This is a genomic window from Paenibacillus sp. BGI2013 (assembly GCF_002843485.1).
GTDB lineage: Bacteria > Bacillota > Bacilli > Paenibacillales > Paenibacillaceae > Paenibacillus > Paenibacillus amylolyticus.
Genome location: NZ_PJFA01000003.1, coordinates 224,683 through 250,498 on the forward strand (window position 1 = coordinate 224,683; position 25,816 = coordinate 250,498).

Here is a 25,816-nt window from a genome sequence, read left to right on the forward strand (position 1 = left end):
CTATACAATGAATCGTATCCCGTGATCAAAGGATGCTTCTTGCCGTTTCAATGGCAGGAAGCATTTTTTTGTCTGCAATCACACCAAAATTTGGTGATTTTCGCAACTAAACGAACGGTAAGAGCGTCTATTAAACTAGTAGAATTTACCGCAAATTTATAATGATTTTGGAGGACTGCACTAATGAACGTTCGTAAAGGATTGATGTTGCTGCTCATTTTTGTACTTGGATTACAGACAGCAGGCATGACGGCACAAGCGGCCGGGCAGAAGGAAATCGCTATTTTTCTAGACGGCAACCGTTTGGAATCGGATGTATCACCCTACATCTTGCCCAAAGTAAATGTAACGATGGTGCCTCTGCGTGTTATTAGCGAAGGACTGGGTGCGTCTGTTCTATGGTCTCAAGCTACTCGTACCGTGACCATTCAGAAATCAGATTCGGTCATCTCTATGACGAGCGGACGCCAGCAGGCGACGGTGGATAACGCTGTAGTTGGTCTGGATGCATCGGTCGAATTGAAACAAGGTCGAGTCATGGTACCCATTCGATTCGTCAGTGAGAACCTGGGCATTCGAGTGAACTGGAATCAGGCTGCCCAGACCATTGATCTTTACACAGGAGACGAATCAGTCCCAACTCCTGAACCAACCCCGGTAACCCCAGCGGAGCCTGGAGGCACGGGCACTGTACCAGCTTCTGAAGAGATGCGGGGAGCCTGGATTTCCACTGTGAATGGAGACTGGCCTACATCCGGTGCCAAGGGAAATGTAGAGAAGCAAAAACAGGAGTATACGAAACAGCTAGATACGTTGCAAGGTATGGGCATTAATGCCGTATTTGTCCAAGTGAGAGCCAATGGGGATGCCATCTATCCTTCAGGTCTGGTACCTTGGAACAGCGTATTGACAGGAACACAAGGTAAAGATCCAGGTTATGATCCCCTCGCGTTTATGGTTGAGGAATCACACAAACGGGGTCTGGAGTTCCACGCCTGGTTTAATCCGTTTAGAGCAACGAACTCAGCAAGTACATCAAACTTGGCTGCAAACCATATCTCGAAGCTTCATCCCGACTGGATTGTGAATGCATCGGGCAAAATGTACATTAACCCGGGTATCCCGGAAGCCAGACAGCATATTATCGATACGATCATGGAAGTGGTCAATCAGTATGATATTAATGGTGTACATCTGGATGATTATTTCTATCCGTCCAATGTGACTTTTAATGATGATGCAGCCTTCAAAACCTATAACACATTAAATACTAAGGACCGTGCTGAATGGCGTCGGGACAATATCAATCAGTTCGTTAAGCAGCTCGGGCAGAGCATTCACAGCGTGAAAGCTAACGTTGAATATGGAATTAGTCCATTTGGTGTATGGCGTAACAAATCTGTTGATCTGACAGGTTCTGATACCAAAGCAGGAGTAACCGCGTATGACAGCATGAATGCAGATGTGCGGACATGGATTAACCAGGAGTGGATCGACTATGTCGCTCCGCAGGTGTATTGGAGTATGACACTGAGCGTAGCCCGATATGACAAAGTCGTGGACTGGTGGGCGAATGAAGTGGCTAACACAAATGTAAAATTGTATATCGGCCACTCACCTTATAAGTTAGGTACGCCAGAGATTGGGTGGCAGACATCACAGGAGATCATCGATCAGCTGAACTACAACAAGAAGTATGGTTCGGTCAAAGGGGATATATTCTTTAGTTCACAGTACTTGACGAAGAACCCTCTCGGCTTGATTGCCCAATTAAAAGCCTACTATGGTCTATAAAACATTTTAACAATACAGTGATAAGACAAACCCTTGTTCTCATAGAGTGGCAGTAGAAACGTGGCTGCCTGGAGAACGGGGGTTTTTTGTTATGTTAATTAACGCGGTGTTTGAAGGTGGAGGCGTCAAAGGGATCTCGCTTGCAGGTGCTGTGCAGGGTGCTCAAGACTGCGGCATTCAGTTTAATCGAGTGGCAGGCACATCATCCGGTTCCATTGTAGCTGCTCTGCTAGCGGCCGGTTACAGGGCCGAGGAGATGAAAGTCATTATTGAGAATACCCCCTTTGTTTCATTGCTACGTCGTTCCCCCATATTTAATACGCGATGGATCGGACCCGCGGCAAGGCTGTTCTTGAAGAAAGGACTATATTCGGGAGAAGCGCTGGAATCATGGATTCGTAAGATGCTGGAGCAGAAAGGGATTCGTACATTCGCTGACTTGCCACAAGGTAAGTTGCTTATTACCGCATCCGATATATCCAATGGGACCATTCTGGTGTTACCAGACGATATTCGGCGGTTCGGCATTGACCCTGCGAAGCTGGATGTTGCAAAGGCGGTACGTATGAGTTGCAGTATCCCGTATTTTTTCGATCCGGTAGTCATACGCAAATCACCATTATTCTCCAAAGGGCTTCCTTTTCAAGATCAGTTCGTTTATGTCGTGGATGGTGGATTGCTTAGCAATTTTCCGTTGTGGCTCTTCGATGGTGATCGCTCGGCACGAGGAGGAGACGTTATTCCGGTTGTTGGATTCAAAATGGTGGGGAAGACGGAAGTGGAACCTGCCCGGATTAAAGGACCGCTAAGCATGCTTCAGGCCCTTGTGGAGACGATGCTCACAGCACATGATGAACGCTATATTGAACAGATTAACCGGTTTCGGACAGTGAAGATACCAACGCTTGGGATTAAACCAACGCAATTTCATTTATCGTTACAGGACAGCACGGCGTTATATCGATCAGGTACTACCGCAGGGAGTGAATTTTTCAACGGGTGGAATATGAAAGTGTATGATGAACAGCTGGACAAACAAAGAAAAGAATTGCGCAAGAAACAGGCAGAAGCTCCGCCTCTGATTCCTGTATAAACGCGAAAAAAGCAATTCTCCGCATATTGGGAGAACTGCTTTTTTTGTATATCAGTAACTTTTAATGAAATTTCGGTATATCTTCATCGCTTTTACCTTTTTGTCCCTGAATCACTTGGAAAGGATAATCCTTGCGTTTCTTTGAAGAGCCGCTGCTCTTTCTGGCACTGGACTGTGCATTGACTTTTGCCATGGTTCGTGCAGATGGCTTAATCTTAGGTGATTTGGTTTTGCTTGCCCAGCGACGAGGCGGATATTTGTACAGCAGGAATACGGCTCCGAACACGACCAGAGGAATAATGATCCTGGATGGACTAGCGTTCCCCACCCAAGTCAAGACTCCAACAGCAGCTAGTGCGATGAACGTCCAAAATAAGATTGCCTGCTTGTTCATATCATTCACCCTTTCACAGGATCGAGTGTTGCAACAGGTACTTCTGACGTAGCAGAGACATTGGCAAGCTTGGCATCCAACTCACGCATGCGGTTAAACGAAGCAATGGATACTTCTACCTGTTCGTTGGTCGGTTCTTTTGTTGTCAGCAATTGCAGCCACAATCCCGGGTATCCGAGATAACGCAGTACAGGAATATCACGTACCGAATTCGTGAGCTTTAACAGTTCAAAAGAAATGCCTAGTACAACTGGCAATAACAACAGACGCTGACCCATCCGTTCCCAGAGGTTATCGTACGTGAAGAGAGAGTATAGAAACACTCCAATAATGACAGTCAACATAATGAAACTGCTTCCGCAGCGGTAGTGCAGTCGGCTGTATTTTTGCACGTTCTCCGGTGTCAGTTCTTCACCAGCTTCATGTGCGCTGATTACTTTGTGTTCCGCTCCATGATACTGGAAGAGACGTTTAATCATCGGCGTCTGTGAGATTAACCACAGATAAGCGAGTAACAGGATCAGCTTAATGCCGCCTTCCAGTAAATTATGCAAAAACTGATTGTCGAATGCATTTTTGAATAAGAAATTCTCGATAACAACAGGAAGCAATGTGAGCACAACTTTACCAAAAAGGAATGAAAGGATGGCGACGGCGGTCACACCAATGATCATGCTTAGGCTCCAGCCCGAACCTTCTTTCTCTTTTTGCTTGGCTTTCTCTTCCGGTTCCAGTTCATCATCAGCATAGGCGTCAGCAGAATAATTGAGATGTCTGCTACCTTTGACACTTGAATCTATAATGCTGACAATTCCGCGTAATAAAGGAATCCGCCGCAATTTCATGACCCAGGACTTGTCTTGCTTGGGAACTTCCAGATACGTAATTTCGCCGTCTTTTCTACGAACAGCTGTAACGTTGACATGTTTCCCACCGAACATTACGCCTTCAATGACAGCTTGCCCCCCATAGCTGACAGGCTTGGATTGTTGAGGCAAATTATTCACCTTCCTATTCTGTTCTTGGCCTTCGCGATCAAAGGCAGTTTAATAACCCTATTGTATCGAATTTTGAGACCAATTTCTAGTTTGTGAGTCAAACCTTGAAGGATGTTGTTAAGATTGTCCTGTTTTGAACATACTACCTCGTAGAATCGGAGCGGAAATTCGAGGCATAATGCGGGATTATCAACTGAATGAAGGAGAATATCGATGACAGAACGTAAGCATGAAGATACATCACAAGATGAAGGTCAACGTCCGAAAGAACGGCAGCCAAAAGACAAGGGCAGGCGCCCTACCCAGAGGCAAGGTCAAGCACACTACTATACGAAGCCATTTTCCTTTGCATTAGAGCTTGGCTTCTTTGCCGGTTTTATCTGGGGTGGGCTACATTGGCTATTCTATCTGTTGCATTTTACGATTGTACCTGTCGGATTTCTGGCCGAGCCTTTTTTCAAACATGAATATATATATACCGCAGCAGGACATTTGACAGGCTGGCTGTTTTTTATCGTCTTTTCCATCTTGGCATCCTTACTCTACACGTTCACGATTAGAAAACTGAAAGGACCGTTACCCGGCATGGTATATGGAATCGTCTGGTGGCTGATTCTCTTTATACTGGTCGGACCAAAACTGGGGATGATGAAACCTTTGAACGGTTTAACGTGGGATTCAATCATCACGGAACTCTGTTTCTTTTTGCTGTGGGGGCTGTTCATTGGTTACACGGTAGCCATGGAGTACACGGACGAACGCAAACGCGAGCCGGAGCAAGCGGGGGCATAGCGCAAAAAAGCTTCTCAATCCGGCAATGCCTGTGTTAAAATAGCAGATGGTTATTTGCAGAGAGGGTGGAGCAGCGATGAAACGAATTATTGTGATCAATGGTCCGAACCTGAACATGCTTGGTGTACGCGAACCGGGCATCTATGGAACGCTTAGTCTGAAGGATATTGAGGACAAAATTCGCAGACAGGCTGATGAAATTGGCGTCTCCATCGCTTTTTATCAATCGAACCATGAAGGGGACATCATTGACCGCATTCATGCAGCGATGGGTGAGGCAGACGGAATAATACTGAATGCCGGAGCATTTACCCATTATAGCTATGCTATACGTGATGCAATCAATGCTGTAAAAGTCCCTACAGTGGAAGTACATCTATCCAACATTCATGCACGCGAAGCGTTCAGACATCATTCAGTGATTGCAGCGGAAACAATCGGGCAGATTGCCGGATTTGGCGAAGTAAGCTATGAACTGGGATTGCTGGCTCTTGTGCGTCATCTGGACAAACAAACCTGAGCCGGGAACCCGGGAATGTGAGAGAAAGAAGGGTTACCGATGGAAAACAAACGAGTAAATAAGTTGCGTGAAGCCATGCGTGAGCGTGAACTCACAGCAATGCTGATTACAAACCCGATTAACCGTCGTTATATGACGGGTTTTACAGGCTCGGCGGGATATGTGCTGATTACGGAACAGGATGCATATCTGCTGACTGATTTCCGTTATATGTCACAAGCGCCTCAACAAGCCAAAGGATTCACCGTTGTGGAGCATGGAGCTAAGCCGATGGATACGGTGCGCGAATTGCTGACATCCGCGAATATCAAAGAAGTGGGCTTCGAGCAGGATAGTGTTACATTTGGCACGCATTCCGCTTATGCTGAAGCACTTCAATCTATCGAACTGAAAGCTGTATCCGGGATCGTGGAACAACTTCGTATGTTCAAGGATGAAGATGAGATCGCGGTCATGCAGAGAGCAGCAGATCTGGCGGATGCCACGTTCAGCCACGTTTTGCAGTTTGCAAAACCAGGTATGACGGAGCGTGAAGTGGATCTGGAGATGGAATTTTTCATGCGCAAGCATGGAGCAACGTCCTCTTCGTTTGACACCATTGTTGCTTCGGGTGAACGTTCTGCTATGCCTCACGGTGTAGCGAGCAGCAAGGTCATCGGACAGAATGAGTTAATTACATTTGACTTTGGTGCACTTTTGGACGGATACTGTTCAGATCTGACACGTACCATTGCAACAGGTACACCTGTACCTGAACTGCGCAAAATTTATGACATTGTACTGGAAGCTCAGTTACATACGCTGGAGAACCTGAAACCGGGCATGACCGGACGGGAAGCAGATGCATTGGCTCGTGATATCATTGCAGGTCACGGATATGGAGATCAATTCGGACACAGCACAGGCCACGGTCTGGGTATGGAAGTTCACGAAGCTCCTCGCTTGTCCAAGCTTAGCGACGATGTATTGAAACCGGGTATGGTCGTTACCGTTGAACCGGGTATATATATTGACGGGCTTGGCGGCGTGCGTATCGAGGATGACGTAGTGATTACCGAGACGGGTATTCATATTCTCACGAAGTCGGACAAGAAGTTCACCGTAATCGGCTAAATTACAGCCACAGGGATATAAGACGATTTTTAATGTGTTATTTAAATTGAAAATAAGAAATTTCACCATAACAGAGAGTGCAGAACCAATCTGAAGAAGCGAAGCGTTCGCCTTTATCCCCGGATTTTCCCATTCATAATGGGATCAAAAAAATCTGGGGATAACAGCGATCGGAGGATGGTACTGCAATCGAAGTGAACGAGGTGGTCATTCTTGGGCTCATTTTACATATAACATTAACCCATCGTCTTATATCACCTACTTTTTAACCATATCAGGAGGGATTTTTTGTGATTTCAGTAAACGATTTTAAAACAGGCTTGACCGTGCAAGTAGATAACGATATCTATACCGTGCTTGATTTCCAACACGTTAAACCAGGTAAAGGCGCTGCCTTTGTACGTTCCAAATTGAAAAACCTGCGTAACGGTAACACCGTTGAAAAAACATTCCGTGCAGGCGAAACGATTGGTCGTGCCATCATCGAAAACCGTGGCGTATCCTACCTGTATGCAAGCGGTACAGAGCACACGTTCATGGATAACGAAACATATGATCAGTTCACATTGACTAGTGATCAACTGGAATGGGAATTGAACTTCCTGAAAGAAAACATGGTCGTTAAGATTGTTAGCTACCAAGGTGAAATCCTGGGAATCGACTTGCCGACAAGCGTTGAGTTGAAAGTCATCGAGACTGAGCCAAGTGTTAAAGGTAACACTGCACAAGGCGCTACCAAAAATGCAAAAGTGGAAACAGGCTTGAACGTACAGGTTCCTTTGTTCATTAACGAAGGTGACGTTCTCCTGATTGACACACGTGAAGGTAAATACTCTTCCCGTGCGTAACTTTCACAGCTTGTAAGCTAAAAAAGGTTATTAACAACCCTTTGCCATTCCTTTGGCAGAGGGTTTTTTCGAAAAAAGATTAGCCTATCAGGCGCTTTCGTAATATACTGGGTTAAAGTCATTTCTCGTAGAGAATAATGACGATGGACATTAATTATGCATACTGCACAAGGTAGGGAGTGGATTTGCGTTGTCATTGTACGTCATGAAATTTGGGGGCAGCTCGGTCGGAGATACAGAACGCATGAAGCGTGTAGCCGGACGTGTTGTAGAAAAAGCTGATGAAGGACATCGGTGTGTAGTTGTGGTTTCGGCCATGGGGGATACAACAGATGATTTGATTGATCAGGCAAAACAACTGAATAGTGATCTGCCTGCTCGTGAGATGGATATGCTCTTAACGACAGGAGAACAGATTTCGATCTCTTTGTTATCGATGGCTATTCAAGCGCTTGGACGTAAGGCAGTATCGTTTACGGGCTGGCAAGCGGGATTCCGCACAGAGCCGGTTCATGGAAAAGCACGTATTCATGATATTCAACCTGACCGAGTGAATGCAGCACTTGCCGAGGGCAACATTGTTATTGTTGCAGGCTTCCAGGGCATGACGGAAGACGGCGAGATCACAACGCTGGGTCGTGGTGGTTCGGATACAACAGCTGTAGCGCTGGCGGCAGCGATTAAGGCTGATGCGTGTGAGATCTATACGGATGTAGACGGAATCTATTCTACGGACCCGCGGATCGTTAAGGTTGCGCGCAAGCTGAAGGAAATATCGTATGACGAAATGCTGGAACTTGCTAATTTGGGAGCAGCGGTGTTGCATCCGCGTGCAGTAGAGTACGCGAAGCATTCCGGTGTACCTTTAATCGTAAGATCCAGCTTTAACCATAATGAAGGAACGGTTGTGAAGGAGGAAGCAGCAATGGAACAAGGCGTAGTGGTTAGTGGTATTGCCTATGACAAAAACGTGGCTCGCATCAGTATTCTGGGTGTGCCGGATGTACCAGGAGTTCTGGCCGAAGTATTTGGTGCGCTTGCATCCAATCAGCTGGATGTGGACATTATCGTTCAGAGCGGTGTGATGGATGGCAAAGCGGACTTCTCGTTCTCTGTGGCGCTGTCTGATCGTGAGAACGCATTACGTGTCATTGAAGGCCTTCACAGCCGTTTGCCTTACCGTGAAGTCACATCAGAGGAGAACCTCGTTAAAATCTCCATTGTTGGCGCAGGCATGGTCAGTCACCCAGGTGTAGCTGCCAAGATGTTCAAAGTCATTTCCGCTGAAGGCGTGAGTATCAAGATGGTGAGCACTTCCGAGATCAAAGTATCTTGTGTTATTGACGGAGATAAGCTGCATGACGTCATTAAGGCATTGCATACAGCATATGATCTCGACACTGCCGAGCAAGCCGTTATCGGTGGACCTCAAGATCGCAGATAAGTATCTTCTATGTATGTAAATTAGCAAAGGTGTACTGTTGCCAACGGGCAGCAGTACACCTTTTTTTGTTTTTCTCATGGCAATTCTCACATCAACTTGAACATCTTTCCGCCGCGTATGCCTCTATAAGGCTGCATGCGGTTCCCCTCCCCCATCTCGGGAACACAATCCAGCAGGTTTAATTGAGAACAATACGAAATATCATGAACTCTGCCTAACTTTTCAAGCCTCCGCCCGCTAACAGACCCCTGCACCAACTCCGGGATGCTCTCCTTACATTGGGATACCGCCTGATGAAGTACTATGCCGAGATCGTTAAGTTGAAGGGGAGAACAGGATTGACGGTGCAGTTCATCGATGATACATCCAGCACACAAGCCGTCCTCCAGAGCAAATTCATCCTGGTTCCCCGCACATAACAGCAATACATCTCGTTGAAGTTCACATAGAGCTGCTGCAACAGCCTGCACATTGAGAAATGAACCAGCAAATACATGTTTCCCCTTGGAAGCCTTGATCAAAGCACGTGTTCCATCGGTTGTGGTTAGAATGATTGTTTTATCTGCAATGCCTGCAGTCATATATTCATAGGGGGAATTCCCCACTTCGAATCCGGTGATTTTTTTGTCAAAACGCTCCCCGCCTCGAATGCAATCTTTCACTTCCATTTGTTTGGCTTGTGGAACGGTCTCTACGGCAATCACAGCCGAAGCGTCATACGCCAGAGCCGTAACAATCGTACTGGTCGTACATAATACATCAATGACAACTGCACTTCTCCCTGCAATATCAATGGTACGTACTTCATTCACATTGCCAACGACATCAACTCGCACTCCCCACAACTCCTTTCTGTATCTGGGGATCGGTAGTTCTGTTTTGAACCGGAATGGAACTTACCTATCTGCAATTACTATATGCATGCACATCTAGACGGGTGCCTAGAACAGAAGGTGCATCTATGGTTTCAACTCTCAACCGTATTCTAAAGAATTGATAGATTTCAGCGTCATAAATTAAATGTACAGGCATAAACTTGAGATATGAACAAGCGCCAGAAGTGTGAACCAAATGATCTCAAGGTTGGAGGAGCCTACTCATGAAGGTGAACTGGAGGGAACTTTTTCCGGAACCGATCCGAACCATTCTCGGAAGAATGCCACCCGCTCTATTGGAACAAGTGGAGGAAGTACGTATTCGAGAAGGCAGACCCCTGGAGATTAATGCAGGCAACACATACCACTTCCTGACACCTCAAGGTTGTCCGACCGGGAATCCTGAAGAAGCGTATGTTCCTCAGAAAGAAGTGACGCACAGGTTGCTGGACCTGATCAGTAACCATTCACTTTATACATTGGAAGAGGAACTGCGCAAAGGGTTCATCACCATACCTGGGGGACATCGAATTGGGCTTGCTGGACGAACGGTACTAAGCGGTGGGCGTGTCGAATACCTGCGTGACATCAACGGGTTTAACGTTCGCGTAGCCCGTGAGGTACATGGAGTGGCTGATCGTATCCTTCCTTATCTTCTCGATATGAAGAGCGGACAGGTCCTGCACACGTTGATCCTATCACCACCACAACAAGGGAAAACGACGTTGCTGCGAGATCTGGCGAGACAAATTAGCAGTGGTACAAAGCTTACAGGGGGAACTGAACTGGTTCAGGGAATACGTCCTCGTCTGAAAGTGGGCATTGTGGATGAAAGGTCCGAAATCGCTGGTAGCTACAAAGGAGTACCTGGCTTCGACGTAGGTCCCCGAACAGATGTGATGGACGGTTGTCCGAAGGCTGAGGGCATGATGATGATGCTTCGCTCCATGTCGCCCGATGTCCTGATTGTGGACGAGATCGGTCGTCCGGAGGATGCCGAGGCGGTGATGGAAGCCCTGCATGCAGGAGTCTCAGTGATTGCGACTGCGCATGGCCGTGACCTATCGGAGCTGTCGGCCAGACCCGCCCTCAGAACCTTGATTACGGAGCAGATGTTTCAACGTTATGTCCAGCTGCAACGGACGAGCCGGGGCATGACCTTTCGGCTGGCTGATGGCAAAATGCGTGGGTTGCAGCAGACCGGGGCAGGAGGTGAAGCCTTTGGTTAACATGTTTGGTGCGGTAATTATTCTGTTAGCCAGCACCCTCGCCGGATTTTACAAGGCCAGACAGTATGCATTAAGACCGAGACAGTTGCGAGAACTCATTGCAGCCCTCCAGCGACTAATGACGGAGATTAACTATGGGCTCACTCCACTTCCCGATGCCATGGGAAAGATGGGAGCACAGACCAAAGAACCTGTAAAAACGCTGTTTCTTCATGCAGCTACACAGATGGAACCTCCTCATGGACTCACTGCCCGGGAAAGTCTGCAGTCAGGCGTGGATCTGGCGTGGGGAAGATCGGCCATGAAGGCTGACGAGAAGGAAGTGATGCTGCAATTAAGCTTCAGCCTTGGCACAAGTGACCGTCAGGATCAGACCAAACATATATCGTTAGCCATTCAACAACTAATGCATGAGGAATCCCGCGCCCAGGCCGATCAAATGAAATATGAACGAATGAGCCGAAGCCTCGGGATGCTTGTCGGAGCGTTAATCGTCATTCTGATCTTCTGAAATAGCCGGGATAGTGAGGTGCCAAGGTCATGAATCTAGAAGTGAACGCAATCTTTCAAATTGCGGGTATCGGAATCATCATCGCCATGATTCACACGGTACTGAAACAAATGGGAAAGGAAGATATGGCTCACTGGGTGACCGTAATCGGATTTGTCGTTGTATTGTTCATGGTGGTCCGTATGCTGGACAGCCTGCTACAAGAGATCAAATCGATATTTCTTTTTCAATGAAAAACGGTCATGAAGCCGGATGGTGGTGACCTGTGGAAATTATCCAAGTTGTAGGTTTGGCGCTCATCGCAACAGTGCTCATTCTGGTCATTAAGGAACAGAAACCGATGTTTGCCTTTCTGATTGCTGCTGCAACGGGCATTGTGATCTTCATGTTGTTGATTGGCAAGATCGGTGCAGTTATCGAAGTGTTGAAGCGGCTTGCCGAGAATTCAGGCATGGAAAGTATTTATCTGAAAACGGTGCTGAAAATTATTGGCATAGCGTACATCGCTGAATTTGGCGCACAGATTGTCAGGGATGCAGGTCAGGAGAGCATTGCGTCCAAGATCGAACTGGCTGGTAAGGTACTGATCCTTGTACTTGCTATACCGATCATCAGCATTATTATCGAAACCGTCATGAAGCTGATGCCGGTGTAGAAAGGGCGTGCGGACTTCATATGAAATCAATGCATCTTAAGCCGCAGTGGCGCCTTACGGTTGTGCTGATGTTCTGTTTTCTGTTTGGTATCCTGGGACAGGTTACTGCAACCTCGCCTTCCGGTGAGTGGATGGAGCAGCAGGCCGATCAGCTTCCCAAGGATCAGGTGGAGAAATACTGGGATCAACTGATGCAACAATACGGTGGTTTCTTCCCGGATGGGAAGACCCCTTCCTTCATGGATATGTTAATCCCCGGCAATGAAGGGTTCAGCCTGAAATCGGTGTTTGTAGCGATCGGAACCTTCATGCTGCATGAAATTTTATATAATGGCAAACTTCTGGTCACGATTGTGATGTTAAGTGTACTCAGCATGATTCTGGAGACACTTCAGACCGCATTTGAGAAAAATAATATTAGCAAAATCGCCTATTCCATCTGTTATATGGTCATCATCATCATTGCGATCAACAGCTTCAGTGTAGCGATTGGATACGCCAAGGATGCCATAACCGGCATGATCAACTTCATGATGGCCATGGTTCCCTTGTTATTCACACTGCTTGCGTCCATGGGTAATGTCATCACCGTCTCGGTGACACATCCACTCATCATTTTCATGATTCATCTGGTGAGTACGTTGATTCACTTGCTGGTATTCCCGTTACTCTTCTTCTCAGCTGTTCTGCATCTCGTCAGTTCATTGTCTGACAAGTACAAGCTGACACAGCTGGCAGACCTCCTGCGCAATATTAGTGTAGCACTGCTGGGTATCCTGCTGACGATGTTTTTGGGTGTAATCTCGGTGCAGGGAGCATCGGGCTCCGTAGCGGATGGAGTTAGCCTGAAGGCCGCCAAATACATCGCAGGCAACTTTGTCCCTGTCGTGGGCAGAACATTTGCGGATGCGACGGATACGGTAATTACAGCTTCTTTACTTGTCAAAAATGCAATTGGACTCACCGGAGTGATCATCATTTTGTTTCTATGTGCCTTTCCGGCACTCAAGATCCTGGCTCTTGCCTTGATATACAACGTAACTGGTGCCATCATGCAACCACTAGGAGACACCCCGATTGTAGGATGCCTCCAGGCCATCGGCAAGAGCATGATCTACGTATTTGCGGCGCTCGCAGCCGTCGGACTGATGTTTTTCCTGGCCATTACCATCCTGCTGACCGCGGGCAATCTGACTGTCATGATGCGCTGAATGTATGTTGGCAAGAAAGGGGGTGGAAAGGATGGGGTGGCTGAGCAACTGGCTCCAGGAATTGATTATGATCGTTCTGCTGGCGACTTTTGTGGATATGTTGTTGCCCAATCGATCCATGGAACGTTATGTCAAGCTTGTGCTGAGCCTTCTCATCCTGCTGACCCTTTTATCACCCATAACCAAGCTGCTTAAAAGTGATCCGGTTGGCGAACTGAAACGGGCAATGTCTGCAATGGATGCTCCATCGAATGGGAAAGCGACACTCGAACAGATATTAGCTCAGGGCAAACGGCTGCAATCCAATGAACAGGAACAATCCTTACAATGGACAGCCAAAGAACTGGCTAATGTCATGAAAGGTCAGATTGAAGAAACAACAGGAGCCAAGGTGCGGTCCGTAGAGGTACAGCTGACCATGAGTAAATATGAAACCGAGATGGAAGCTGCCTCATCAGTCGAACTGCCTGTGATCCAGCGTGTGTTGGTCGAGATGGCCGGAGAGGGTGCAGAAGGAGAAGTGAAGGCAGGGCAGCAAGAAGTCGCTGCTAATACACAACCCATATTTGGAACAGACACAGAAGTCGAGAAGGATAAATCACATCAAATACAGCAGCCCATCCAGATCGGTCAGATAGAAGTGCCTGATGTTCAGATTGATGTGAGTAAAGGGCAACGTGATGGAAATGAAGCGTCTTCGGAGCCTGTTATACGTGATCAAGCAGATGAGACGAAGCAGCAAGGTGAGACATCCACAAGGTCCGAACATGCGGTGCAGATTATTACATTGTTGACTGAAAAGTGGGATGTTGATGCAAACAACGTTCAAGTGACAGAACCAAAAAGTGCTGAAGTGCTCTGAGAAGGAGGGTGTCCGATGAAACAATGGTTCAAAAAGATGGAAACCTGGATGGGTGGCGGAGAGGGTGGGGCAAGGCGAACTCAAACCTTCCGCTGGCTGATTATCCTGGGTTTGATCGGGGTGGGAATCATGCTGTTCAATTCCTTCGTCAATGTCAAAAAAATTGATTCCGAAAATATCGGTCGGGAACCACCGGACCCGGCAACATCCATGGCATCCATACAGAGTGATCCGTCGGAACAGAATCCTTTTCAGGCGATCGAAATTGCATTTGAAGACAAAATCAAAGGTGTGCTGGAAAACATTGTTGGTGTGGGAACGGTTGATGTTATGGTTACCGTGGATTCCACAGAAGAATTGGTCGTTCAGCGGAACGTGAAGGATTCTCAGCAACTTACCGAAGAAACCGATGCTAGCGGGGGCAAACGGCATATGACGCAATATACCCGTGATGGCGAGATTATTACTTACGAAATAGCAGGGGATCAGACACCTATAGTGACCAAAAAGCTCAAACCGCAGATCCGTGGGGTGCTTGTGGTTGCGAGGGGTGCAGAGAACAAGGTTGTGAAGGACCTGATAACCGATGCTGTGGAAAAAGGACTGAATGTGGCAGCCTACCGGATCTCGGTTGTACCGCGCAAACAAGACTAATCTGATGTGTTGAATCACAAGATTCAATTCTCATAAGATTGAAGCCAATTTGAGGAGGAAGTTCTAATGAATAACAAACGTCAAACGGTATGGCTCGTTTCCATGCTGAGTCTGATGGTCATTTTGTCCGCGTATTATCTGTTCACTGAGGATTCCGGTCCAGTCAACGCGCCGGTGGCTGACAGTCAGCAAGTGGATGGAATCAAACAGGGGGAAGCAAAGGAGACGGCAGGCATTCTTGATCCTACAGAAGGTTTGGTTGTAAATGAAGTGGTGAATAGCGGCGAAGTTGAAAGTGATCCAAGTGCGGCTGGCGCTGTGGAAGAACCGGCGGCTACGGAAGGTAAAGAAGCTGGAAATACAGAGAAAACCCCTGCTGTCGAACCAGGCGAGAATAAGGGTGAGACAGGCAATGAAACCAAAGAGACCGACAAAGGCGCAACAACTACACCGGAGACAGACGGTCAGGCAGGCGGCACTGCAACCAAGACAGATGAGGAAGTCCTCAAGGAAATGGAAGAGCAGAATACGACAGCATCTGCGAGCAGCCAGTTCCAGAACTACCAGTGGCAACGTGAGGAAAGCAACAATCGTAAGTATGAGGAACTGATGACCGTGGCAGGTGATCTGAGCAAAACGCCAGAGGAGAATGCCAAAGCAACGGAGCAACTCCGTACACTGGAAGAAAAAGAAGCTAAAATCACTGGCATTGAGGAGACGCTCTCTCAACAGTACGCTAATGCGATCGTTCAAGAAGATGCCGACAAGTATAAAGTTGTGGTCCTCAGTGACAAACTGGATGTAAAACAGGCGGTATCCATTGTGGATCTGGTCATGAAAGAATTGGCGGTTTCACAGAACAAAATCAGCGTGCAATACGTCACAGAACAGTAATCCAAATCATGGAAATGCAGTCCCGGGAGCTGGTTGTACTCTCGGGCTCTTTCCATTTTTAATGATTATGATATAATACATAAAGCCATATGACCGTCCTAGTGAGACTGGCATGATGCCGAAGGAGTGAATAATGGAAATGTTTAAATTGAGTGAAATCAAAGAACTGATTAAACTGGTAGATGAAAGTTCCGTTCAAGAGTTGGAAATTGAAAATGAAGGATCACGGTTATCAATCCGCAAACCGGGCAAAACGGAGTATGTTCAAGCAGCTGCTGTGCAACCGCAAATGATTGCTGCTCCGCAAGTACAGCCGGCAGCAGTGGTAAGTGAAGCTGCACCGCAGGTCGATACTACAAGTCATTTACATAAAATTGTATCTCCGATGGTAGGTACTTTTTACAGAGCTTCCTCGCCGGAAGCGGGTCCTTTTGTGAGCGCTGGTGATAAAGTTGTTGAGAAAACAACGGTATGTATCATCGAAGCTATGAAGCTGATGAACGAGCTTGATGCGGACATCAAGGGAGAAATCGTTGAAGTGCTGGTTGAGAACGGACAGCTGGTCGAGTATGGGCAGCCCCTTTTCCTGGTGAAACCGGAATAACCGTTATAGCTGGTAAACAGCTAACCGCATGAGCTTCGAAGGAGGACAAAACGAAATGAAATTTCAAAAAATACTGATTGCGAACCGTGGAGAGATTGCGGTACGTATTATTCGTGCCTGCCGTGAAATCGGCATCTCAACGGTAGCCGTCTATTCGGAAGCGGACAAGGATTCTCTGCATGTTCGTCTTGCAGATGAGGCTTATTGTATCGGACCGACACTGTCTAAGGACAGTTACCTCAACTTCACAAACCTGATGAGTGTAGCTACGCTGACGGAATGTGATGCAATCCACCCTGGATACGGTTTTTTGGCTGAGAATGCTGATTTTGCGGAAATTTGTGAGTCTTGCAATATTACGTTTATTGGACCTTCTCCTGAAGCCATCACCAAAATGGGTGACAAGGCTGTTGCCAAACAGACGATGAAAGATGCAGGAGTACCTGTTATTCCTGGATCAGACGGCCTTGTTGAAAATATGGATGAAGCCATCATGATTGCTAGAGATATCGGATATCCTATCATTATCAAAGCTACTGCTGGTGGCGGAGGTAAGGGAATTCGTATTGCCGAAGATGAAGAAACGCTGATTAAGCAGATTACCGCTGCTCAGCAGGAAGCACAAAAGGCATTTGGCAATGCAGGTGTATATCTGGAGAAATTCCTGACAGGTATGAAACACGTGGAAATTCAGATCATTGCTGATAAACACGGAAATGCTGCACATTTGGGAGAGCGTGATTGCTCGGTTCAGCGTCGTCGCCAGAAATTGGTAGAAGAAGCTCCGTGTCCGATTCTCTCCGAAGATGTGCGCACACTGATGGGTGAAGCTGCGGTACGGGCTGCCCTTGCTGTGGATTACTCGGGAGCGGGTACATTGGAGTTCCTGCTCAGCCCGAATGGCGAGTTCTATTTCATGGAGATGAATACGCGTATTCAGGTAGAGCACCCGGTAACTGAGATGGTTACTGGCGTGGATCTGATCCGTGAGATGATCTCGGTAGCTGAAGGCAACCCACTCTCATTCCGTCAGGAAGACGTGGTTATCAATGGCTGGTCCATTGAATGTCGTATCAATGCAGAAGATCCGGACCGTAACTTTATGCCCTCACCAGGCAAAATCGGATTCTACCTTGCACCGGGAGGACCTGGCGTTCGTGTAGATAGTGCTGCTTATCCGGGTTATACCATTTCACCTTTCTATGACTCCATGATCGCAAAATTGATCGTGTGGGGAGCGAATCGTGAAGAGGCGATTGCCAAGATGAAACGTGCGCTTGGGGAATTTGCGATTGAAGGCATATCTACAACTATTCCTTTCCATCAGAAATTGCTGGAGCACCCAACGTTCATTCGTGGTGACTTTGATATCAAATTTCTTGAGGAAAACGAGATTTAAAAGGTATATTGGGCTTGTTTGTCATAATGTAGCCCAAATGATATAGTATGAATAATAAGAGCGCATGTCTCCTGCAAAGGATAAGCCCGCACCTCGCGGATGTTTGCAGGAGTTCCGGTAAAGCCGGACCGGAAGGGTTCTGAAGGTTGATTAACCTGAGTCCAGCGCCCTGACGGATGGCCGCAAACTTATCTCGCGAAAGGTGTGTTGAACAGTTATGAGTACACTACCGACTGAATTTGAACGAACGGATATCGGTGAAATCCAGATCGCACCTGAAGTTATTGAAGTGATTGCTGGATTGGCGACCCTTGAAGTGAAAGGTGTTGCAGGCATGAGTGGCGGATTCGCTGGCGGATTTGCTGAATTGCTTGGTCGCAAAAACCTTTCCAAGGGCGTTAAAGTTGAAGTGGGCCAACGTGAAGCTGCAGTTGATGTTTCCGTAATTATCGAGTACGGATACCGTCTGCCACAAGTAGCTACGGAGATTCAACAGAACGTGAAACGTTCCATCGAGAACATGACAGGATTGAATGTGAATGAAGTGAATGTGCACATTCATGACGTTCAGTTCAAGAGCACCGAGAAAGTGGAAGAGATCGACCTGAACAGTCAGCGCGTAAAATAAAAGAAGACAGATTCCCCCGGCATCATCTGCCGGGGGTTATCCCGTCTTGGACAGGTCTTCATTATAGCGAAAGCTAGATGAGGATCTGATTTTTTGCTAGTGAACAGGTTAAGTCATGTTAGTGAGCAAGGGAGGCTGTGCAGTTCGTGGCTAAAATACTGGATCGGCTTCTGTTGTTTATATACAGCATAAGCGTTGGAGCAATATCGGCAGCCGTCATTCTTCTGATTAGCGGTGTGCTGCCTTACGAATTGAATTACCAGCAGGAACAGAACGTTATTGTTGCGTCGGTTATTGCAGCAGCGATTTTGTTTATCCTGAGTTTGCGATTTTTCTACATCTCGGTTCGGCGTGAGCGTGCATCGTTGCCGTCTGTAGATCAACGTACTGAGTTTGGTGATGTACAGATTTCGATGGAGACGATTGAGAATCTCTGTTTGAAGGCAACTTCCCGTTTCCGGGGAGTACGTGATGTCAAGGCACGCATACGTGTGGTTGAGTCAGGACTGGAGATTATGATCCGTGCAGTAGTGGATGGTGAGACACCTATTCCTGCGCTGACTTCTGATCTGCAAAAGGCGATACATGATCATGTGCAAGAGATTACGGGCATCCCGGTTTCTTTTGTCACGGTGTATATCGCTAATGTAACCCAGTCGCCTAACTACAAGAGTCGAGTGGAATGAGGTGAGTTTCACTGATGCTGTGGAAAGAGATTTGGGATAGTCACAGAGGCCGAATTACCGGAATTATCGGCGGCATCTTTTTTGGATTTCTTTATGTATGGATCGGTTTTTGGGATATGTTGTTCTTTGCACTCTTGGTGTTCATCGGTTATACGTTAGGCAGACGAAGCGATTCGAAGCTGGGTTCGTCCATTCCCTGGAGGGAGTGGGGGCAATGGCTGGGCGATCGCTGGCGTCCGTTTAAGTGACCTACCTGAACCCTGCAATATGTTTCTTCCGAAAATAGAGCTGTAGTTTAGGTTGCCCGTTTTTTGGAGGATACGTATTGCAGGTTTTTTTGTGAAAAGGGATAACAATAACAATACCGTGGAAGTCATCGATCAATCCAATACAGGATTTGATGAGATGGTTGCATGGATTATAAAATAAGCATGATGACGCTCCAGACGGAGCGCTGCAGGAGGCAGGACATGAAAAGACGTTTGGCAAGGGAAATTGCAGTACAAAGTCTGTATCAGATGGAAATGAATGAGGTAGGTGCAGCAGAAGCTGTGAACATGTTGATCAATGAAGCTGCTGAAGATAATGAAACCGAAGTGGTTATCCGTGATGCAGATGTAATGCGTACTTATGTTACTGAGATCGTACAAGGAGCTTGGAACAATAAGGAAGCCATTGACGGGCTGCTTGTGGATTATTTGAAAGGTTGGCAGATCAGCCGTCTATCACGTGTAGATCGCCAGATTCTACGACTGTCAACGTATGAAATGGTGTTTCGTGATGACATTCCGGCAAAGGTATCGGTCAATGAAGCGATTGAACTGTCCAAATATTTTGGTACAGAAGAATCTGGCAAGTTCGTCAATGGTGTACTTGGACGCATGATTCAGGAAGTTGACGCGATTAAAGCAAAATTATCTTAAGTTATGATTAATTATAGTGTGTGTTCAAAAAGACCGGTTTTCAGTATCCTTCGTAATCAAAAGCGGGCTTTTTGAACAACCTCTAAATTTATATTCACATAAGGGAGAGAGAGTACAATGACAGCATCTATTATTAACGGTAAAGAAGTATCCCAAGAGATCCGCGCAAGCATGACAACAGAAGTAAAACAGCTTAGCGAACAGGGGGTAGTACCTGGTCTGGCTGTTGTGCTCGTCGGGGAAGATCCGGCATCCCAAGTATATGTGCGTAATAAAGAAAAAGCATGTCACGACCTCGGTTTCTACTCCGAAGTGCATCGCTTGGATGCAGATACGTCCCAAGAAGATCTGCTTGCGCTGGTGGACAAGCTGAACAATCAACAATCCATTAACGGAATTTTGGTTCAACTTCCACTACCTAAACACATCGAAGAGAAAGCGGTTATTGATGCGATTGCCGTGGATAAAGACGTAGACGGATTCCATCCAGTCAATGTTGGTAATCTCGTAATTGGAGACGATAGTCTGCTTCCATGTACCCCAGCGGGTGTAATTGAACTGATCAAACGTACTGGACTGGAAATGTCCGGTAAACATGCAGTGGTTATCGGAAGAAGCAACATCGTTGGCAAACCGGTATCGCTGTTGCTCCAACGTGAGAATGCGACGGTAACCATGTGTCATTCCCGTACAGCCAACATGAAAGAAATTACACGTCAGGCGGACATTTTAGTTGTAGCCATCGGCCGTGCTAATTTTGTGGATGCTGATTTTGTGAAACCAGGTGCTGTTGTTATCGATGTCGGCATGAACCGTTTGGATAATGGCAAACTGGCAGGAGACGTTGATTTCGAGAGTGTGAAAGAAGTTTCTGGTCCAATTACACCCGTTCCTGGCGGTGTTGGTCCGATGACAATCACAATGCTGATGCAAAATACATTGATCGCTGCCAAGCGCGCTCACGGATTGGCCTAGGGTTTTGTCTGTGGCAGATCAAAAGATCTACTCCATCAAAGACCTGAACCGATACATCCGGATGAAACTGGAATCGGATCAGGTCCTGTCGGACGTCTGGCTGCGCGGGGAGATTTCGAATTTCACACATCACTCCAGCGGCCATATGTATTTTACATTGAAGGACAAGGACAGCCGGATCAAGTCAATTATGTTTGCGTCCCATAACCAGCGATTACCCTTTGTACCGAAGGAGGGTGCAAGGGTTATTGCCCGTGGTAATGTCTCGGTGTATGAACGGGATGGGCAGTATCAATTCTATGCTACCCATATGCAGCCGGACGGAATTGGAAGTCTGTATCTGGCTTACGAACAGCTGAAGAAAAAGCTTGAGGATGAAGGGTTATTTTCACCTTCTCGAAAAAGACAGATCCCTCGTTATCCACAGACCATCGGGGTTGTAACTTCACCGACGGGAGCGGCGGTGCGAGACATCATGATCACACTCCAGCGCAGGTACCCTTCTGCCAAAGTTGTTTTATATCCTGTTCTGGTTCAAGGCAAGGGTGCAGCACCTTCCATTGTCAAAGCGATTGGCAACCTGAACCGGATGGGAGAAGCCGATGTACTTATCGTTGGACGTGGAGGCGGTTCACTGGAGGAGTTGTGGGCCTTTAATGAGGAGATTGTGGCAAGAGCAATAGTTGCTTCGGATATTCCTGTCATTTCTGCGGTTGGGCACGAAACGGACTTCACTATTGCTGATTTTGCAGCCGATTTGCGTGCGGCTACACCTACAGCAGCTGCTGAATTAGCTGTACCTAATCGAGCTGAGTTGCTTGATCAGATTGGACAACGTCAGCGTCAATTACAGCATAGCTTGCGTCAGCGTGCTGTACATAATCGTGAACGGCTCGCAAGATTACAGCGTTCGCCAGTGCTGGTGCATCCAAGACGTACCTTGATGCAGCACACCGAACGACTTGATATGATGCATCAACGGCTTTTGAGAACAGTGGATACACGTATGAAATGGACAGGAGAGAAGCAGGAGCGTCTGCGGGCAGCACTGCAACGATTCAATCCTCGTGAGCAGGTCAATGCAGCACGCCGTGAGAATGCGGCAGCACGCAGACAACTGGAACTTGCGATCAGGTCTATAGCCAGATCGAAGCAGCAACAGTGGAAATCATCTGTGCGGCATCTGGATGCGCTTAGCCCGCTCAAAGTCATGTCACGGGGATACAGTCTTGTCTATGACGAGCAGGAACAGCGATTGATCAAGTCAACGAAAGATGTACAGCCTGGAGATTCAATTAAGATTAAATTAACAGACGGACAGCTGGACTGTCAGGTTTGGGGAATGAAGGAGGACGACAATACCCATGGCGAATGAACCGGAATTGAATTTTGAAGAGGCAATGGCGGCATTGGAAGACATCGTAGGTCAGCTGGAACATGGTGATGTTCCGTTGGAACAGGCCATCGATCTGTTTCAACGCGGGATGAAACTTTCGCAACTGTGCGGTCTTAAGCTGGAACAAGTGGAACGCAAGATCGAGATGATCGTAGAAGAAGATGGAGAGCTTCGCAAGAAGCCTTTCGGAACTGCTGACGATGAGAGCGGTGAAGTCCATGAGTAATCGTCCTTCGTTTCAAGTGTACCTCGAAGAGGTCACAGCTGCGGTGACAGAAGCGTTGAAACACACGCTTCCCGATCACTGGGATGTACCCCAATCGTTGACGGATGCGATGCAGTACTCACTCATGGCCGGAGGCAAACGCCTTCGTCCTCTTCTGGTCGTTGCTGCGGCGGAAGCCTTCGGTGCACAGCGTACAGCTGCAATGCCGGTAGCCTGCGCCGTGGAGATGGTTCATACGTATTCACTGATCCACGACGACCTGCCTGCTATGGATAATGATGATTACCGCAGGGGAAAATTAACGAATCATAAGGTATATGGTGAGGCAACAGCCATATTGGCAGGCGATGCGCTGTTAACCCATGCTTTTTATAGCATTGTTCAAGCTGGACGCCGTAGCGGTGTAGCGGCAGATGCGTTGCTGTCCATCGTAGAGGACATGTCCGAACTTGCTGGAGCAAGAGGTATGGTCGGCGGCCAAGTTGCGGATATGGAAGGCGAGCAAGGCATGACCGATCTTTCACAGCTCCAATATATCCATTTGCACAAAACAGGTGACCTAATTGTTTTCTCACTCATTGCTGGAGCACGAATTGGTGGAGCAACGGAAGGACAATTGGAAGCCTTACGTGTGTTTGGACGTGATCTGGGGCTGGCGTTCCAGATTCAGGATGATATTCTCGACCTGACGGGTGACGAGCAGAAGATGGGCAAGAAAACACAGAGCGATGTGAATCAGCAGAAGGTAACATATCCTTATTTTATTGGCATGGAGGCTTCTGTAGATGAAGTGAAATCCCTTACCCAATCTGCAAAAGACGCACTTGAAAGAGCCGAGTTACCTGATGCATCCAGATTGTTGGAAATTGCAGATTATCTGATGAGTCGAGACCATTAGATTCTGACGGAGCGGTCTGTTTCAAAACCTGTATAACCGTGTAATGAATGTAATGTCCTTTTTCCGAGTGGATGGAAAAAGTCTGTCCCGAGTGGATGCGCGAATACATATGGAGAAGAATTTTAAATAACTTGCTGGCGAGAATGCTCGTTATCGGGAGTATAGTGCAGTAAATTATGATTCTTGTTCTTTTATGTTATAATGATTTAATGTCATTTGATTCATAATGTATATATCGATTTACAACAATAACTAAACAATCTAGGAAAGCGGGGAGATTCTCGTGCTGCTTCCACAAATTAAACAACCCAGTGATCTAAAGTCGATGTCTCAGGATGATCTTGCCCTTTTGTCGGCAGAGATCCGGCAGTTTCTGATTGAGAAACTGTCTGTTACAGGTGGGCATCTCGCACCCAACTTAGGCGTGGTTGAGCTCACGGTAGCCCTGCATTACTGCTACAACAGTCCAGCAGACAAAATGATTTTTGATGTAGGGCATCAGGCTTATGTGCATAAAGTCCTGACAGGGCGTATGGATCGCTTTGATACATTGCGTCAACATAACGGTCTGTGCGGGTTTGTCAAACGCAACGAAAGTGAACATGACGTATGGGAAGCTGGACACAGCAGTACTTCATTGTCTGCTGCGATGGGGATGGCCCTTGCACGTGATCTGAAGGGTGAAGACAACCAAGTTATCGCGATGATTGGTGATGGAGCGCTTACAGGTGGTATGGCTTTTGAAGCCCTCAATCATATCGGTCATGAGCAGAGAAAACTGATGGTTATTCTGAATGATAATGAAATGTCCATTGCTCCAAACGTTGGGGCCATGCATAAATATTTGAGCAAGATTCGTTCGGATCGTCATTATCTGAAAGCAAAAGATGATGTCGAGGGCATGCTTAAAAAAATTCCTGCTATTGGGGACCGTTTGGCCAAATCGGCAAGCTGGATCAAAGATAGTGTCAAATATATGATGGTACCAGGTGTTCTTTTCGAAGAACTGGGCTTCACGTATTTGGGACCGATTGATGGGCATGATATTCCCAAATTGATCGAAACCTTCAAACAGGCAGATAACGTTGATGGCCCTGTGCTCGTTCACGTGCTCACGACCAAAGGCAAAGGTTATCAGCCAGCAGAAGCCGATTCGCACAAGTGGCACGGGATTTCTCCGTACAAAATTGAATCTGGGCAAGTGCTGAAGGCAGTCGGAAAACCGATGTACACGGAAGTGTTTGGTCAAACGTTAATTGATCTTGCGAAGCAGGATAAGCGGGTCGTAGCTGTAACGCCAGCAATGCCTACAGGATCAGGTCTTATTCCGTTCAGTAAGGAATTTCCCGATCGCATGATTGACGTAGGTATTGCAGAACAGCACGCGGCGACCATGTGTGCTGCACTGGCTATGGAAGGTTTGAAGCCGGTCTTTGCCGTGTATTCTACGTTTATGCAACGTGCTTATGATCAGATTGTACATGATATTTGCCGTCATAACGCCAACGTGATGTTTGCCATTGACCGTGCCGGGTTTGTTGGTCCGGATGGGGAAACACATCAAGGGGTATACGATGTGGCATTTATGCGCCATATTCCAAATATCGTTCTGATGATGCCAAAAGACGAAAATGAATTGCGTCATATGATGAAAACGGCGCTTGATTATAATGAAGGTCCAATTGCTTACCGTTATCCACGAAACAATGTGGTCGGTGTACCTTTGGATGATGTACTTGTTCCGATTCCAATCGGATCATGGGAGCAACTGCGTCCATCCGAGGGATATGCTGTCATCGCTTCAGGTTCGATGGTGCAGCTTGCAGAAGAAGCAGCAGAGATGGTGAAGCGGGAAGGGATCACAGCAGGCGTAATCAACGCTCGCTTCCTGAAACCTCTTGACGAGCAAATGTTGCGTGATTTAGCTGTTCGAGGCACCAAATTGATTGTACTTGAAGAAACATCCCAGGCAGGCAGCATGGGTAGTGCAGTTCTGGAGTTTTATGCAGAACAGGGACTACATGATGTTCATGTACAATTGATGGGGATTCCGGATCGCTTCATCGAGCATGGCAGTATTAAGGAACAACGTGAGGAAGTGGGTCTTACCGTTGAAAATGTATGTGCTGAACTGCGCAAGATGGCTGTTCAATCATCTTACGGCATACCCAAAACACGTTTTCCTTCGTAAATT

29 protein-coding genes are annotated in these 25,816 nt (G+C 47.1%); 26 read left to right on the forward strand and 3 right to left on the reverse strand.

Going from position 1 to position 25,816, the window contains the following annotated elements:
• Positions 1 to 183 precede the first annotated feature (183 nt).
• A complete protein-coding gene (locus tag CXK86_RS08335) occupies positions 184 to 1,794 on the forward strand; it encodes a family 10 glycosylhydrolase (RefSeq protein WP_101313617.1) in 1,611 nt (536 codons plus the stop codon).
• Between the two features lie 91 nt (positions 1,795 to 1,885).
• Positions 1,886 to 2,887, forward strand: a complete 1,002-nt coding sequence (locus CXK86_RS08340; protein WP_101313618.1) for a patatin-like phospholipase family protein — start codon at positions 1,886 to 1,888, stop codon at positions 2,885 to 2,887.
• A gap of 61 nt (positions 2,888 to 2,948) precedes the next feature.
• Here CXK86_RS08340 and CXK86_RS08345 read toward each other — a convergent pair whose 3' ends face one another.
• Together CXK86_RS08345 and CXK86_RS08350 are read right to left on the reverse strand one after the other, a co-directional pair.
• Positions 2,949 to 3,281 carry a hypothetical protein gene (locus tag CXK86_RS08345; protein WP_047843629.1) on the reverse strand — a complete coding sequence of 111 codons (333 nt, stop codon included), beginning with the start codon at positions 3,279 to 3,281 and terminating at the stop codon, positions 2,949 to 2,951.
• A 5-nt stretch (positions 3,282 to 3,286) separates the two neighbouring features.
• Positions 3,287 to 4,279, reverse strand: coding sequence for a DUF1385 domain-containing protein (locus CXK86_RS08350; RefSeq protein ID WP_047843628.1), 993 nt, complete (start codon positions 4,277 to 4,279; stop codon positions 3,287 to 3,289).
• A 213-nt stretch (positions 4,280 to 4,492) separates the two neighbouring features.
• Between CXK86_RS08350 and CXK86_RS08355 the strand changes: the two genes are divergently transcribed.
• The 5 genes from CXK86_RS08355 (at position 4,493) to CXK86_RS08375 (ending at position 8,996) form a co-directional block, all read left to right on the forward strand.
• Positions 4,493 to 5,071 carry a YqhR family membrane protein gene (locus CXK86_RS08355; RefSeq protein WP_036674985.1) on the forward strand — a complete coding sequence of 193 codons (579 nt, stop codon included), beginning with the start codon at positions 4,493 to 4,495 and terminating at the stop codon, positions 5,069 to 5,071.
• Between the two features lie 76 nt (positions 5,072 to 5,147).
• Positions 5,148 to 5,591 (forward strand): type II 3-dehydroquinate dehydratase, encoded by a 444-nt coding sequence (gene aroQ / locus CXK86_RS08360; protein WP_036614400.1) that lies wholly within the window; start codon positions 5,148 to 5,150, stop codon positions 5,589 to 5,591.
• A 39-nt stretch (positions 5,592 to 5,630) separates the two neighbouring features.
• Entirely contained in the window at positions 5,631 to 6,704 is a 1,074-nt protein-coding gene (locus CXK86_RS08365; protein ID WP_101313619.1) for a M24 family metallopeptidase, read from the forward strand.
• A gap of 290 nt (positions 6,705 to 6,994) precedes the next feature.
• Complete coding sequence (gene efp, locus CXK86_RS08370) at positions 6,995 to 7,552, forward strand: elongation factor P (RefSeq protein WP_017687580.1); 558 nt, start codon at positions 6,995 to 6,997, stop codon at positions 7,550 to 7,552.
• Positions 7,553 to 7,742: 190 nt separating this feature from the next.
• On the forward strand, positions 7,743 to 8,996 hold the full coding sequence (locus CXK86_RS08375; protein ID WP_047843625.1) for an aspartate kinase: 1,254 nt from the start codon (positions 7,743 to 7,745) through the stop codon (positions 8,994 to 8,996).
• An 86-nt stretch (positions 8,997 to 9,082) separates the two neighbouring features.
• Here the strand turns inward: CXK86_RS08375 and CXK86_RS08380 are convergent, their stop codons facing one another.
• Positions 9,083 to 9,832, reverse strand: a complete 750-nt coding sequence (locus CXK86_RS08380) for a 2-phosphosulfolactate phosphatase (protein ID WP_051447358.1) — start codon at positions 9,830 to 9,832, stop codon at positions 9,083 to 9,085.
• A 263-nt stretch (positions 9,833 to 10,095) separates the two neighbouring features.
• Here CXK86_RS08380 and spoIIIAA point away from each other — a divergent pair, with 263 nt between their 5' ends.
• The 19 genes from spoIIIAA (at position 10,096) to dxs (ending at position 25,813) form a co-directional block, all read left to right on the forward strand.
• Complete coding sequence (spoIIIAA, locus tag CXK86_RS08385) at positions 10,096 to 11,100, forward strand: stage III sporulation protein AA (RefSeq protein WP_036674989.1); 1,005 nt, start codon at positions 10,096 to 10,098, stop codon at positions 11,098 to 11,100.
• On the forward strand, positions 11,093 to 11,611 hold the full coding sequence (spoIIIAB, locus tag CXK86_RS08390) for a stage III sporulation protein SpoIIIAB (RefSeq protein ID WP_036614389.1): 519 nt from the start codon (positions 11,093 to 11,095) through the stop codon (positions 11,609 to 11,611). Before spoIIIAA ends, spoIIIAB begins: the two co-directional genes overlap by 8 nt.
• 29 nt (positions 11,612 to 11,640) lie before the next feature.
• Positions 11,641 to 11,844 (forward strand): stage III sporulation protein AC, encoded by a 204-nt coding sequence (gene spoIIIAC / locus CXK86_RS08395; protein WP_017687585.1) that lies wholly within the window; start codon positions 11,641 to 11,643, stop codon positions 11,842 to 11,844.
• A 32-nt stretch (positions 11,845 to 11,876) separates the two neighbouring features.
• The gene (spoIIIAD, locus tag CXK86_RS08400; RefSeq protein ID WP_017687586.1) at positions 11,877 to 12,266 is read left to right on the forward strand and encodes a stage III sporulation protein AD; all 390 of its coding nucleotides are present in this window, start codon (positions 11,877 to 11,879) and stop codon (positions 12,264 to 12,266) included.
• A 68-nt stretch (positions 12,267 to 12,334) separates the two neighbouring features.
• Positions 12,335 to 13,477 carry a stage III sporulation protein AE gene (gene spoIIIAE / locus CXK86_RS08405; protein WP_373888059.1) on the forward strand — a complete coding sequence of 381 codons (1,143 nt, stop codon included), beginning with the start codon at positions 12,335 to 12,337 and terminating at the stop codon, positions 13,475 to 13,477.
• 31 nt (positions 13,478 to 13,508) lie between these two features.
• Positions 13,509 to 14,339, forward strand: coding sequence for a stage III sporulation protein AF (gene spoIIIAF / locus CXK86_RS08410; protein ID WP_180361739.1), 831 nt, complete (start codon positions 13,509 to 13,511; stop codon positions 14,337 to 14,339).
• Positions 14,340 to 14,354: 15 nt separating this feature from the next.
• Positions 14,355 to 14,993, forward strand: coding sequence for a stage III sporulation protein AG (spoIIIAG, locus tag CXK86_RS08415; RefSeq protein WP_101313622.1), 639 nt, complete (start codon positions 14,355 to 14,357; stop codon positions 14,991 to 14,993).
• 66 nt (positions 14,994 to 15,059) lie between these two features.
• On the forward strand, positions 15,060 to 15,887 hold the full coding sequence (locus tag CXK86_RS08420) for a SpoIIIAH-like family protein (RefSeq protein WP_101313623.1): 828 nt from the start codon (positions 15,060 to 15,062) through the stop codon (positions 15,885 to 15,887).
• Between the two features lie 139 nt (positions 15,888 to 16,026).
• A complete protein-coding gene (accB, locus tag CXK86_RS08425; protein WP_036614903.1) occupies positions 16,027 to 16,491 on the forward strand; it encodes an acetyl-CoA carboxylase biotin carboxyl carrier protein in 465 nt (154 codons plus the stop codon).
• A 55-nt stretch (positions 16,492 to 16,546) separates the two neighbouring features.
• The gene (accC, locus tag CXK86_RS08430) at positions 16,547 to 17,890 is read left to right on the forward strand and encodes an acetyl-CoA carboxylase biotin carboxylase subunit (RefSeq protein ID WP_036614375.1); all 1,344 of its coding nucleotides are present in this window, start codon (positions 16,547 to 16,549) and stop codon (positions 17,888 to 17,890) included.
• 217 nt (positions 17,891 to 18,107) lie between these two features.
• Positions 18,108 to 18,518 (forward strand): Asp23/Gls24 family envelope stress response protein, encoded by a 411-nt coding sequence (locus tag CXK86_RS08435; RefSeq protein ID WP_017687593.1) that lies wholly within the window; start codon positions 18,108 to 18,110, stop codon positions 18,516 to 18,518.
• 146 nt (positions 18,519 to 18,664) lie between these two features.
• A complete protein-coding gene (gene amaP, locus CXK86_RS08440) occupies positions 18,665 to 19,204 on the forward strand; it encodes an alkaline shock response membrane anchor protein AmaP (RefSeq protein ID WP_017687594.1) in 540 nt (179 codons plus the stop codon).
• Positions 19,205 to 19,218: 14 nt separating this feature from the next.
• On the forward strand, positions 19,219 to 19,452 hold the full coding sequence (locus tag CXK86_RS08445; protein ID WP_017687595.1) for a DUF2273 domain-containing protein: 234 nt from the start codon (positions 19,219 to 19,221) through the stop codon (positions 19,450 to 19,452).
• Between the two features lie 222 nt (positions 19,453 to 19,674).
• Positions 19,675 to 20,127 carry a transcription antitermination factor NusB gene (nusB, locus tag CXK86_RS08450; RefSeq protein ID WP_017687596.1) on the forward strand — a complete coding sequence of 151 codons (453 nt, stop codon included), beginning with the start codon at positions 19,675 to 19,677 and terminating at the stop codon, positions 20,125 to 20,127.
• Positions 20,128 to 20,244: 117 nt separating this feature from the next.
• Positions 20,245 to 21,102 (forward strand): bifunctional methylenetetrahydrofolate dehydrogenase/methenyltetrahydrofolate cyclohydrolase FolD, encoded by an 858-nt coding sequence (gene folD, locus CXK86_RS08455; protein ID WP_036675001.1) that lies wholly within the window; start codon positions 20,245 to 20,247, stop codon positions 21,100 to 21,102.
• 10 nt (positions 21,103 to 21,112) lie between these two features.
• Positions 21,113 to 22,477, forward strand: a complete 1,365-nt coding sequence (gene xseA, locus CXK86_RS08460) for an exodeoxyribonuclease VII large subunit (RefSeq protein WP_017687598.1) — start codon at positions 21,113 to 21,115, stop codon at positions 22,475 to 22,477.
• A complete protein-coding gene (gene xseB, locus CXK86_RS08465) occupies positions 22,467 to 22,724 on the forward strand; it encodes an exodeoxyribonuclease VII small subunit (RefSeq protein WP_017687599.1) in 258 nt (85 codons plus the stop codon). Before xseA ends, xseB begins: the two co-directional genes overlap by 11 nt.
• Positions 22,699 to 23,622: a polyprenyl synthetase family protein gene (locus CXK86_RS08470; protein ID WP_083669823.1), complete on the forward strand. Its 924-nt coding sequence runs from the start codon at positions 22,699 to 22,701 to the stop codon at positions 23,620 to 23,622. The genes xseB and CXK86_RS08470 overlap by 26 nt, the downstream gene beginning before the upstream one ends.
• 283 nt (positions 23,623 to 23,905) lie before the next feature.
• A complete protein-coding gene (gene dxs / locus CXK86_RS08475) occupies positions 23,906 to 25,813 on the forward strand; it encodes a 1-deoxy-D-xylulose-5-phosphate synthase (RefSeq protein ID WP_036614362.1) in 1,908 nt (635 codons plus the stop codon).
• Positions 25,814 to 25,816 lie beyond the last annotated feature (3 nt).